The organism is Membranihabitans marinus, assembly GCF_019802045.1.
GTDB lineage: Bacteria > Bacteroidota > Bacteroidia > Chitinophagales > Saprospiraceae > Membranihabitans > Membranihabitans marinus_A.
Genome location: NZ_JAHVHU010000002.1, coordinates 487,102 through 499,863 on the forward strand (window position 1 = coordinate 487,102; position 12,762 = coordinate 499,863).

7 protein-coding genes are annotated in these 12,762 nt (G+C 41.7%); 6 read left to right on the forward strand and 1 reads right to left on the reverse strand.

Going from position 1 to position 12,762, the window contains the following annotated elements:
- Positions 1–18: 18 nt before the first annotated feature.
- The 4 genes from KUV50_RS02180 to KUV50_RS02195 all read left to right on the forward strand — a co-directional run bounded on the left by KUV50_RS02180 (position 19) and on the right by KUV50_RS02195 (position 6,274).
- Positions 19–1,416, forward strand: a complete 1,398-nt coding sequence (locus tag KUV50_RS02180; protein ID WP_222578438.1) for a neutral/alkaline non-lysosomal ceramidase N-terminal domain-containing protein — start codon at positions 19–21, stop codon at positions 1,414–1,416.
- A 91-nt stretch (positions 1,417–1,507) separates the two neighbouring features.
- The gene (locus KUV50_RS02185) at positions 1,508–3,178 is read left to right on the forward strand and encodes a LamG domain-containing protein (protein ID WP_222578439.1); all 1,671 of its coding nucleotides are present in this window, start codon (positions 1,508–1,510) and stop codon (positions 3,176–3,178) included.
- Between the two features lie 181 nt (positions 3,179–3,359).
- The gene (locus KUV50_RS02190; RefSeq protein ID WP_222578440.1) at positions 3,360–4,955 is read left to right on the forward strand and encodes a hypothetical protein; all 1,596 of its coding nucleotides are present in this window, start codon (positions 3,360–3,362) and stop codon (positions 4,953–4,955) included.
- 173 nt (positions 4,956–5,128) lie between these two features.
- The gene (locus KUV50_RS02195) at positions 5,129–6,274 is read left to right on the forward strand and encodes an SGNH/GDSL hydrolase family protein (protein WP_222578441.1); all 1,146 of its coding nucleotides are present in this window, start codon (positions 5,129–5,131) and stop codon (positions 6,272–6,274) included.
- Positions 6,275–6,648: 374 nt separating this feature from the next.
- Here the strand turns inward: KUV50_RS02195 and KUV50_RS02200 are convergent, their stop codons facing one another.
- A complete protein-coding gene (locus KUV50_RS02200; protein WP_222578442.1) occupies positions 6,649–7,341 on the reverse strand; it encodes a FadR/GntR family transcriptional regulator in 693 nt (230 codons plus the stop codon).
- Positions 7,342–7,658: 317 nt separating this feature from the next.
- On the opposite strand from KUV50_RS02200, the gene KUV50_RS02205 reads away from it, so the two are divergent.
- Together KUV50_RS02205 and KUV50_RS02210 are read left to right on the forward strand one after the other, a co-directional pair.
- Entirely contained in the window at positions 7,659–10,823 is a 3,165-nt protein-coding gene (locus tag KUV50_RS02205; RefSeq protein WP_222578443.1) for a SusC/RagA family TonB-linked outer membrane protein, read from the forward strand.
- Positions 10,824–10,836: 13 nt separating this feature from the next.
- Positions 10,837–12,726, forward strand: coding sequence for a RagB/SusD family nutrient uptake outer membrane protein (locus tag KUV50_RS02210; RefSeq protein ID WP_222578444.1), 1,890 nt, complete (start codon positions 10,837–10,839; stop codon positions 12,724–12,726).
- Positions 12,727–12,762: the final 36 nt, after the last annotated feature.

Genomic DNA, 12,762 nt, shown 5'->3' on the forward strand with positions numbered 1-12,762 from the left:
AATGAAATTTTTGTAGTAATGACGGACCAGACTGATTTTCATCGAAGGGACTTTCTCCGGTTGTTGACCGTGCTGCCCTGGAGTGCATTGTTGCGCAAACAGGAAGAAAAGGAATCGCTTCGCTGGAAAGTTGGTATTGGACGGCGTATAATCACGCCAAAAACAAAGGTGTGGCTAGCTGGGTATGGTTACAAACGAATTCCCTATGGTAAAGTGCACGATTTATATGTCAAAGTGGTCGCGCTCAAAGATGCGAGCGGGTCTGTAGTGGTGTTAGCTACCACGGATCACCAAGGGATGTCCAAAACGGTTTATGAAAGTATATATCAGAAAGTTTATCAACTTTTTGGTGTGGTTCGAAAGCGATTTATGTTAACCTTTTCTCACAACCATTCGGGACCGCGGTTGACTGAAGATTTGCAGGATTATTATCCGGTTGATGAATCGCAGGAGCAGTTGGTGGATGAATATTCGGATTGGATGGGGGATCAGATTGCTGAGGCTGTCGGTGAAGCCTTGGATAACTGGCAGGACGCGTATCTTTATGAGTCAACCGGCACCTGTACATTTGCCGTTAACCGACGAGAAAATGTAGAATCTGAGGTAGAAGAGATTCGGGCAACCGGCCAAAAGCTGAAAGGACCAGTTGATCATGATGTGCCCGTATTGGCCATAAAAGGATCATCTGGAAATCTAATAGCCGTTCTTTTTGGTTATGCTTGTCACCCCACCACGATCTCTTACAATACGTGGAGTGGCGATTACCCCGGATTTGCTCAAATTAATCTTGAAAAAGCGTACCCTGGAATGGCTGCCATGTTTTTCAATGCTTGCGGTGGGGATCAGAATCCAATTCCCAGAAGATCCATGGCGTATTGTAAAAAATATGGAAGCATGTTAGCACAGGCTGTGGAGGCAGTCCTGTCCGGTAATATGGAACCGATCAGGTCTCATATAGGAACAGGTTTTGAATATGTGGCGCTAAAGTATGAAGAGTTAGCCACGCGGGAAACCCTTTTACCCATTGCAAATGGAGACCGGAAGTTGTCGGCGAGATGGGCCAGGCGAATGCTTAAAAGATTGGAGGAGGGCGTTGTGTTTGAGTCTCATTATGATTATCCGGTCCAGGCATGGATGTTGGGTAAGGAATTGCTTTTTATCGGAATAGGTGGCGAAGCTGTGGTCGATTATTCACTTCGGTTTAAAAAAGAATATAATCAACAAACGACCTGGGTGTGTGGGTATGCAAATCAAATGGCGGCTTATATACCGTCAAGGCGTGTGTGGGAGGAAGGGGGCTATGAGGGTGGACCACATCTGGACGAATATGGTCACCCAGCCTGGCGGTGGGCAGGTGATGTCGAAGAGCGGATTGCACGTACTGTTCGCAATGTCGTGACGCAAGCCAGGCAGTAGTTTACAATGGTGCGCACATCTCTGATGGCGCGCGTTAGTAAACCTTTCAATACATAAGCCTTATTGTTTAAATTAAATATCGAATCTAGAGATGAAGTACCAAAAGGTTTTGATTGTATTGCTGACCATTTGTTTTACTGGTTGGGTCAGTTTGTCGTGCCACACCAACGAGTCCGGAGGAGGAGAATTGAATGACGGGCTCATCGGTTATTGGAAGTTGGATGGAGATGGAATCGATTATTCGGGGAACAACCTTCATGCCGAATTAATTCGCTCACGGAAAAGACCGGATTCCGGTTCTACAAATGACACCGAACATAACGACGCTTGGCATCAGGTTTCCGCATCATCTAATTTAAAAATGGATGATGATTTTAGCATCTCAGTTTGGATAGATGCACTGTCTCCTGATCGAGATGTTTCGGGTGATATTATAAGTCAATATGATGTGGGGAGGCGGAAAGGTTTTCATCTCAGTCTTACAACGAATCCTTCACCAACAGGGGTGGGCAACAGTCGACGGTTGAGTTTTGGTATGGATAATAATATTGCATCAGAATGGATGGATTGTGGGCGGCCTGGTCAGGCTTTGTTGGCCTTTGGACTTGCAGAATACAACGGTGATTTGTATGCATCCACCTGTGAACCTGAAGCAGGTGGAGCTGGTCATGTGTACCGTTATGACTCAGAGAATAACACATGGAAAGATTGTGGTGCCCCTGATCGATCCAATACGGTTTTTGCATTGACCGAGTATAAAGGGGCGTTGTATGCAGCTACTGGTAAGTACCGGGTAGCGGGTTCTTCATTGCCTGAATCGGAAAACACTCAAATTGGCGGACGTATTTTCCGATACGAAGGGGCTGAAAACTGGGTGGAATGCGGTCAACTTCCCGGCGTGGAAGCGATTATGGGACTTGTAGTTTATCAGGGAGAACTGTACGCCAGCTCTTTATATTCTCCCGGCTTGTTTAAATACGAGGCAGATAATACCTGGACGCGATGTTCAACACCGGACGGGAAAAGAATTCAGAGCTTCGGTGTATACGACGGACACTTATTTGCAACCAGCTATGATTTGGGACACGTTTATCGATTCGATGGAACAGAATGGGTAGATTGTGATCAGGTGGGGCAAAATAATACCCAGACTTATGGATTTTCGGTCTATCAAGGAGAATTGTATGTATCTTCCTGGCCCAGTGGGAAAGTATATGCTTATGAAGACATCAAACAATGGCGGGATGTCGGACGGCTTGGTGAGGAATTGGAGGTGATGGGGTTGATCGTGTACAATGGTCAATTATTGGGAGGGACCCTTCCAATGGCTGAGGCGTATAGATATCAAGGGGATACTACATGGCAACGGATGGATCAATTGGATACAACTGAAAATGTAAAATATCGTCGAGCGTGGACGATGACTGAGCACGCGGGTCGGGTTTATTGCAGTACCCTGCCTTCGGGACACATCTATGCCTACAAAGCGGGAGAAACGGTGGCCTGGCGAAAGTCATTTCCGGAAGGTTGGCACCATGTGGTGGTTTCCAAGTCTGCCAATAAATTGAGTTTGTATGTAGGTGGTGAATTGGTGGACCAAAAGTCGATACCAACTTCGGATTCCTATCATCTGAGCTCCGGATCGCCCTTCAATATTGGTTTTGGGCAACACGATGTTTTTCAAGGTCGAATTAAAGAGTTGCGGATGTACAATCGGGTGTTGACCAAGCATCAAATCGATGTGTTGGGCTCTCCAGATTAGGAGGGGGGATTATATGGAAATTGACCGTACTTTTTTGTTACTCATCAGATTCATTTTATAGCAATAGAATTTGAAGGAGTTCTGTATGGCGTTACTTGATCAGTAAATCTCCTTTATTTTTGCATCCGGTGAAAATTAATTTTTTAAGAGATGGTCTCAATTAAAAATAGAAGAAGGACACATGAAAGCCTATAAAATAATTAACGTTCTTTTGGTCGCGATACTATCAGGAGTTGGGATGCAGTTGGAAGCCCAAACGGCTGTTCATAACAGGGGACGCATGACAGAAAGGAATCATAGAGAAGAACCTATTGCTCCGATAATGATTGATTCCCGTCTGGAATTGTTTGTTGATAATTATCTGATACAGGATATGAAAGGGGGTGCGGAAGTTGTATTGCATCATCCCACTCCTCAGGAAGTAGTGATGGTACATGATGAGCACTGGGAGGGTAGTGGCAGCGGCTATCACAGTGTGTTCTTTGACGGGGAGATTTATAGGATGTATTACAAGGCTTGGCAGCACGTCGCGAGCAGCGATCTGTCCAATGTTCACCCATTGTTTTGTGCATACGCTGAAAGTAAAGACGGCATTCATTGGACGAAGCCTAATTTACGCCTGCATGAATTGAATGGGTCTAAAAATAACAACATCGTTTTTGTGAGTGGTGAAATGAATGGTTTCAATATAGATGCCGGGCATCCTGCGGTTTTTAAAGATGAAAATCCGGACGTGCCAAAAGATGCGTTATACAAAGCCATATTGATTTCAGGAAACCCCAAGCGAGGTCTGGTTGTCTTTAAGTCGCCGGATGGTATTCATTGGACGCTGATGTCCGGGGAGCCGATCATCACCGACGGGGCTTTTGATTCTCAAAACCTGGCTTTTTGGGATCCTGTAAATAAGGAGTACCGGGCATATTGGAGGTATTTTTCAAAAGGGGATGAAAAAAATTTGTATGTGGGAATTCGAGGAATACGAACCGCCACCTCCAAAGATTTTATCAACTGGGAGGAAGAGACGAATGTGCATTACGAAGATTCTCCGGAGGAGCAATTGTATACCAATCAAATTAAACCATACCATCGTGCGCCACATCTTTTACTGGGATTCCCGGCGAGATATATTGATCGCGGGTGGTCGGAATCTATGCGCTCTTTACCTGAATTGGAAGAAAGAGAAAAACGCGCTGAAAAAAACCAACGGTATGGCACGGCGCTCACAGAAACGATACTTATGTCGAGTAGAGATGGAAAGACTTTCGATCGGTGGGGTGAGGCATTTATCAGACCGGGAATCGAAAGGAAAGGCAGCTGGACGTATGGTGATAGCTATATGGCCTGGCATGTAGTGGAGACCAAATCAACGATGGCTGGCGCGCCAAATGAGTTGTCATTGTATGTTTCTGAAAACTATTGGAAAGGGACAGCCAGTGCTTTGCGCAGATATACCCTGCGAATGGATGGGTTTGTTTCGATTAATGCACCCATGCAAGGTGGGGAAATTATCACCAAGCCTTTGGTTTTTAAAGGCAGCTCCCTGTTTCTGAATTTTTCTTCTTCGGCCGCTGGGGGAATTTTGGTTGAAATATTGGACGAAAATGGAGCCCCTATTCCTAACTTTACTTTAAATGATTGTGAAGTCATGTTTGGTGATTCCATCGAAAGGAAGGTGTGTTGGAATGGGGCACAGGATGTTTCTCGATTGGCTGGTCAGACGATTCAGCTGCGGTTTAGACTAAAGGATGCGGATTTGTATTCGTTTCAATTTAAATAAAATGGAGAACGGAGATGTTTTTTCAGGAAATCGCTGGTAAGCTGACGCTACATTCCCCACAAGTTGAAATTTGAAGTTTAGATCCAAGCGGGATGATGACAGCACTGAAGTTCTATTCGACAGGGAAGGGTTAGAGGCTGATGGGAATACTTTTTAATATATAATCTATGATAATGTTTAAGCCATACATAATTGCAGTTCTGAGCGTTGCTTTTTTTGCGACAGTCGATAGTTGGGATTCGCTGATTACAAGACCAGACAGTGACAATGCACCGGTGGATGTATTAAATCACACGGAAATCGAATATATTGACGGATTAAAATTGACTGTTCAAGGTAAACTTCATCAAGAAGCTAACTTCCGCAGGTTGCCCATCCAGTACAAGGGTGTTGTGAGACCTGTAGTGTGGAATCTCAGCAGGCACTCTGCCGGTATTATTGTTCGATTTACGACCAATTCTCCTGAAATTTGGGTTCGATGGGGATTAGAGAACTTTACGAAGAAAGCTAATATGACAGATATTGGAGCTTCCGGTATCGATCTATACTGTAAAAAAGAGGGGAAGTGGCAATATGTGAATTCAGGCATCCCACAGGGGATGTCGAACGAGGCCTTATTGATTAAGGAAATGGATTTGGAAAATAAAGAGTTCCTATTGAATCTCCCCCTCTATGAAGGTGTTACTGAATTAGAAATAGGGGTGTTAAAAGGAACAACTATTTCCGCCGTCAACGACAGCAAAGATAGTATGAGGCCTGTAATCTTTTATGGTACAAGCATTACGCAAGGAGCCAGTGCGTCAAGACCAGGAATGGCTTATCCATCGATCATCTCGCGTAATCTTGATATCGAAACCATTAATCTTGGGTTCAGTGGAAATGGAAAATTTGAACGATCAATCGGACAGGTGATTTGCGATATAAACCCTAGTCTGCTTGTTGTCGATTGTACTCCGAATTCTTCGCCAGAGGTTATAGATCAAAATGCTTTGGATCTCATTTTACAGATCCGGGAATGTCACCCTGAGTTGCCGATCCTTCTTGTAGAAAGCATCATTAGGGCGTACTCATATTTTCGAACCCAGAATCAAGAATCTTTTGGAAGCCGGGATTACATTAAACGTCAGAACGCCAGTTTGAAACAAGTCTTTAATAATGCCATGGCAGCTGATATTGACAATTTATTTTATTTGGAGGGGCACGAATTGATCGGACACGATCATGAAGCAACTGTAGATGGAACGCATTTATCTGATTTGGGGATGGTCCGTATAGCCTCAAAAATACAATCCAGGATAAATCATATTTTAAGTGAGTAGTAATATTAACAATGTTTGGAAAATCAAATTAAAAACAGTGGTGCCTAGGGCGTAGAAACATGACGATCCCATTAATGTTGAAATGTGGACTGAGGGAAACTGCGGTTGACCGCTTGATCAGTGGATCGTCTATGGTGCACGATCAGGTTGTATTGGACACCCTCTTACAGGGAAATTCAGATATCACATGCTGGTTTCATCCTAGTATAGGTGGGTAAGGAAAAAAAAGGAATTGATGCTCTGGTCCTGACGATACAGATATTGTTGAAAGGAAGGCCAGATGTTTGTTTCTCTCATTACACGCAAGTTAACCTTATTCAAGTTGTATTTATTAGTAATTTCATATAATGAAAGGGTCTCCATGATGATGCCTGTTATACATTAATCATCTTAAAGTAAGGACCGAGGTGAATTTCCATGGCTTTTCTGAAGTCATGGACGGTACCGGTTTTTAAAATCTCAACCAGTTGATCATGATGCACATGATTGGCGGGGGGTGTTATTTCTTCACCATTTCGATATTCGGTAAACACATGGTCAAAGACCGGAAAAAGCATATTTTGAAACCGTTTGAAGGTTTCATTGCCGGTCATGCTATATAGCTTGGTGTGAAACCTTATTTCTTCTTCTTTGGTTGGGCGTTCGATGCTCTTTTGACTAACTACAATCTCTTCCAGTTCCAGGATTTCTTTTTCGGTTTTTCGGGCAAAAAGAAACTCGGCCATTCCCATTTCGTGGATGAGTCGGATCTCGAAGACATCCTGGAGTGTTTTGTCCCCCAAGATGTATGGATTGAGGACCCGCTCCAGGCCACCCAGAATATCGGGTCGCGCCATAATCATACCCCGACGAGTCTTGGATTCTACAATGCCGAGCATTCGGAGCCGGCTGAGTGCTTCCCGGACGACGTTTCGACTGACCTCCAGTTTTTCAGCGATTTCGACTTCGCCTGGGAGTGAGTCTCCGGGTTTGAAGCCGTTGTCTTCAAAATACTCTCGAAGTATATTTTCCACTCGGTCAGTCATGGAGATCGAGTCGATCGGGCGGAGTGGTGTTTTATTTATCATAGGTTTTCTTTGATGCTTTAAAAGCCTAGTTAAGATAATAAGATGAAATTCAATTTGGCTTTTGCTTCTTACGCTAAGCTTTGGAAGCAGTAAAGAAAATGAACGTTTCAAAGGTACGATAAAAATCATTAAACAAATTTTTGATATTTCAAATAAAAATGTTAATTTGTCCAACAATTAAAAAATGGCTTCCATCGAATGGCATTATCCATAAAACTGATGTTATTGCTAAGCAGTGAGTTTATCTGCATCACTGTAAAGCTTATTGAAGTTTGTCAATGGAGAATGACTTTTAAGGGATTAAAATATTTCAAACCATGAAAAGAGATTTGCTAATAAGTTTAGTATTAGTTATTGGGTTGACTACATGTTCTTCTATATATAAAGCGTCTGCAAAGAATATTGAATTACCAATAAATGTGAATGATTCTGTTTCAATTGTGGTAATAGGTGTTGTGACTAACCATAGCGGAGAAACTTTGCCAGGGGTGAATATAACTGTTGTAGGGGACACGCGAGGAGTGTCTACAGATATTGATGGCAGGTATGAAATAAATGTTGAATCAGATGCGGAATTGCTTTTTACCTATATCGGAATGCAAGAGCAACAAGTCTCGGTGGAAGGGCGCACTGAAATTAATGTTGTCCTGGAAGAAAAAGCATCAGAACTGGAAGGTTTGACCGTAGTGGCTTTTGGGACTCAAAAGAAAGAAAGTGTTATTGCTTCAGTCACCTCGGTTAATCCCAAAGAGCTAAAGGTGCCTTCCAGTAACTTAACAACTGCACTAGCGGGCCGGATGGCCGGTTTAATTGCTTATCAACGGTCTGGAGAACCAGGAGAAGATAACGCAGAGTTTTTTATCAGAGGTGTGACAAGCTTTGGATATACTGCCAGCCCATTAATTTTATTGGATGGTTTAGAGATAAGTACATCTGATTTATCGAGGTTGCAGCCAGATGACATAGCAAGTTTTACGATTATGAAAGATGCTTCTGCAGCGGCATTGTATGGAGCGAGGGGAGCTAATGGTGTGATCTTGGTAACGACAAAAGAAGGTAAGGAAGGTAAAGCGCAGGTTTCCGTAAGATATGAACAATCCATATCCAGCCCTACAAAAAGAATTGAGTTAGCTGATCCTATTACTTATATGAATCTTCATAATGAAGCCATACTCACTCGTGACCCACTAGGAGTATTGAAATATAGCAGAGAAAAAATTGAAAAAACAGAAGCGGGTGCGAATGAATTGGTCTATCCAGCGACAAATTGGCACGATATGTTATTTAAAAATTCAACGATGAACAATCGCTTGAATTTTAATGTGAGTGGAGGTGGTGAAGTGGCTCGATATTACATCGCAGGAACTTTTAATCAGGATAACGGACTTTTAAAGGTGGATCAACAGAATAATTTCAATAGTAATATTGATTTAAAAAAATACTTGTTGAGGTCCAATGTTAACATCAATGTTACTAAATCTACTGAAGTTGTGGTGAGGTTGCACGGCACTTTTGATGATTACAAAGGTCCTCTCGATGGGGGTAAAAGCCTATATCAGAAAGTGATGCGGACGAACCCAGTATTGTTTCCGCCATTTTATCCTAAAGATGAAGAACACGAGAACACTCGACACATTCTATTTGGAAATTATGAAACAGGAAACTACCTGAATCCGTATGCCGACATGATGCGCGGATATAAAGATTATACGAAGTCTTTAATGTTGGCGCAGTTTGAAGCAAAGCAAGACCTAAGTTTTATTGCTAAAGGATTGAGAATTAGGGGTTTGTTTAGTACGACTCGGTATTCCTTTTTTGATGTAAATAGATTTTATAGTCCATTTTACTATAATATTGGAGGTTACGATAAGCGTGAAAATAAATATTCCTTGTTTGGGTTAAATCCTGAGCAAGGCCAGGAACATTTGAGTTATTCGGAAGGTCGGAAGGATGTAAACAGCAATACATATTTAGAATCTGCCATTAATTATGACAAAACCTTAGGGGAAGACCATCTTATTGGTGGTATGGTGGTGTTTTATCTCAGAAATGAACTGGAGGGTAATGCAGGATCATTACAAAAATCATTAGCCTATCGCAATATGGGCTTATCTGGCAGAACGACATATGGGTACAAGAGTCGTTATTTTTTGGAGGCAAATTTTGGATATAACGGGTCTGAACGATTTTCTAAAGAGAATAGATTTGGGTTTTTTCCGTCAATTGGTGCGGGATGGATGGTTTCAAATGAGTCGTTTTGGGGAGATAGATTACAAGAATTATTTCCAATCCTACGCCTTAAGGCTACCCATGGATTGGTTGGGAATGATGCGATAGGAGGCGCGAATGATCGGTTTTTTCATTTGTCACAAGTCAATATTGGGGATGGTAGTAAAGGGTACACCTTTGGATCTGATTTTCAATACACTAGAAACGGTGTAACTATTGAACGGTACCAGAACCCAAACATAACTTGGGAAACAGCTGAAAAAACTAATTTTGGAATTGAGGTCAACATGCTTAATATGATTGACTTAAATATTGATTTGTTTTCGGAACACCGGAGAAATATCCTAATGAACAGAGCATATATTCCCACTACAATGGGATTGCAATCCACTCCTCGTGCAAATGTTGGTGAAGCGAAAGGACAGGGAGTTGATGTTTCAGTAGATGTGCAAAAAAATTATAATTCAGGTTTTTGGTATATCGGAAGATTCAATCTCACTTATGCGACGAGTGAATTTAAAGTATATGAAGAACCTAATTATTTTGAATCACCATGGAAATCAAGAATCGGACATGCTATCGGTCAGCGATGGGGGTATGTGGCTGAGCGGTTGTTTGTTGATGAGTTAGAAGTCATAAATTCGCCATTTCAGTCCGGAGAAGTTATGGCCGGAGATATTAAATACAAAGATATTAATGATGATGGAGTGATCAATGAGTTGGATCAGGTGCCGATAGGATACCCTACAGTTCCAGAAGTAGTCTATGGATTTGGTTTGTCAACTGGATATGGAGGGTTTGATTTGTCATTTTTCTTTCAGGGGTTGGCCCGGGAATCTTTTTGGATAGATAGTTACAATACTGCGCCATTTATCGATACTGATGGAGGCTCCACGAACTCAAATAATGCCTTATTGCAGGTGTATGCTGATAGCCACTGGTCAGAATCCAATAGAGATTTAAAAGCCATCTGGCCACGACTGTCCAATAATGTAAGTAACAATAATAATGCTACAAGTACTTGGTTTATGCGCAACGGATCCTTTCTGAGGCTTAAAACCGTTGAAGTCGGGTACAATATGCCTTCAGGTATTATAGATAGAATTGGTCTAGGATCTGCAAGGTGGTATGTCAGTGGGGTAAATTTATTGACAATTAGTGCTTTTAACCTCTGGGATCCGGAGATGGCTGGGAATGGTCTCGGTTATCCTATACAACGAACGTTTAACATCGGATTGCAAGCAACATTCTAAAAAAAAATAAGACATGAGAAAAACTCTACTGTATCTATATTCCGTAATGTTATTGTCTATGAGCTGCAACGATTATCTTGACATTGTTCCAGATAACATTGCAACATTAGAATTTGCATTTAGGGATCGGACTCGAGCTGAACAGTATTTATTTACGTGCTATTCATACATGCCAAAAAATATGACTGCTGTGGACCCTGGATTCACTTGTGGAGATGCTATTTATTCCAATCCAAACAGGTCTGGTAATTTTCCTAACATTGGTTTTGATTTAATGTACTACGGGAATAATGTGAACAGTCCTTATCTAAACTACTGGGATGGTGGCAGCGGGGGTGAAAATTTATGGCAAGGCATTAGGGATTGTAATATTTTTATAGAGAATATACATGATGTTAATGACATGGAAAGTTTTGAGAAAAATCGATGGGCAGCAGAAGCAAAATTCTTGAAGGCTTATTATCATTTTTATTTAATGAGATTGTATGGGCCCATCCCAATAGTCAGAGAAAATCTTCCGATTTCTGCTTCCCCTGAAGAAGTGGCTGTATACAGAGAACCAGTCGATGACGTAGTTGAATATATTGTAGCACTAATCGACGAGGCTTTGGAGGACCTTCCAATTACCATTACTAATGAAGTCTCGGAATTAGGAAGAATTACGAAGCCCATTGCGATGTCAATAAAGGCTAAAATTCTTGTCACTGCAGCAAGCCCTATGTTTAATGGTAATCAAAACTATCAATCATTAAAAGATGGAAGAGATATTGTGTTGATTAACCAAGCTTACTCCGCAGATAAGTGGCAAAGGGCATTACTCGCTTGTGAAGAGGCTATAAGTGTTAGTCATCAGGCCGGTCATAAACTGTATAGAAAAGAGAATATTTCTCTGGATATCTCTGATTCAACCAAGCAGGTTCTACTAGTAAGTCAGATTGTTACGGATAAGTGGAATGAAGAGATCATATGGGCGTCCGCTAGATATAATAGCTTGAATGTTGAGAAGTTAACCATACCTCCTCTTACACAAGATCACCGGTTGTTTTCAGGAGGTGGAACATGGGCACCCACTATGAAGATGGCCGAAATGTTTTATTCTGAAAATGGAGTTCCAATAGGAGAGGATTCGGAATATGACTATGAAGATAGATATAGCTTGACCTCTGTCAGCGATAGTTTACGATACTATTTGCAACCTGGGAAACAAACTGCAGTTCTCCATACTCACAGAGAACCTAGATTTTACGGTGCGTTGGCAGTTGATGGTGGCTGGTTTTATGGATTGGGGCGATTGAACGATAAACAACAATGGCCTGTGAATGCAAAATCTGGAGAACAATCGGGTCGACAAGGTATCGAACGTTTTACACCTACTTCGTTTTATTTGAAAAAGCTATATAATTACCGGTCTACCTATAGTGGAGAATCATACATTAACTTTAGGTGGTCAATTCCAATTATGCGTTTGGCTGATTTATATCTTTTGTATGCTGAAGCTTTAAATGAGACATTGGACGCTCCAAATGAAGATGTGTATAAATACGTGGATCTCATTAGAGAGCGGGCGGGCTTGAACAGTGTGGAAGAATCCTGGAGCCGATATTCTGTTTACCCTCGTAAATATTTGTCTAAGGAAGGTATGCGGGAAATTATTCATACTGAAAGAAACATTGAACTCTCATTTGAAGGTCAACGATTTTGGGATATCAGAAGATGGAAAAAAGCATTGGAGGAATTTACGGATGCTCCCAAAGGATGGAACGTGGATGGAGAAACTGTTGAAGAGTTTTATCAGATCCGAACCCTAGAATTAGCTCCCTATTCTTTGAAGGATATTTTATGGCCAATTGCTCAGAGGAATATTTCTGTCAATAATAACTTAGTTCAAAACCCAGGATGGTAGAATTATTGGTAAAAATCAAATTTCAATAAAAAACAA

Coding starts and splice junctions, on each gene's coding strand:
- KUV50_RS02180 (WP_222578438.1), top strand. CDS start 19: ATGACGGACCAGACTGATTTTCATCGAAGGGACTTTCTCCGGTTGTTG.
- KUV50_RS02185 (WP_222578439.1), top strand. CDS start 1,508: ATGAAGTACCAAAAGGTTTTGATTGTATTGCTGACCATTTGTTTTACT.
- KUV50_RS02190 (WP_222578440.1), top strand. CDS start 3,360: ATGAAAGCCTATAAAATAATTAACGTTCTTTTGGTCGCGATACTATCA.
- KUV50_RS02195 (WP_222578441.1), top strand. CDS start 5,129: ATGTTTAAGCCATACATAATTGCAGTTCTGAGCGTTGCTTTTTTTGCG.
- KUV50_RS02200 (WP_222578442.1), bottom strand. CDS start 7,341: ATGATAAATAAAACACCACTCCGCCCGATCGACTCGATCTCCATGACT.
- KUV50_RS02205 (WP_222578443.1), top strand. CDS start 7,659: ATGAAAAGAGATTTGCTAATAAGTTTAGTATTAGTTATTGGGTTGACT.
- KUV50_RS02210 (WP_222578444.1), top strand. CDS start 10,837: ATGAGAAAAACTCTACTGTATCTATATTCCGTAATGTTATTGTCTATG.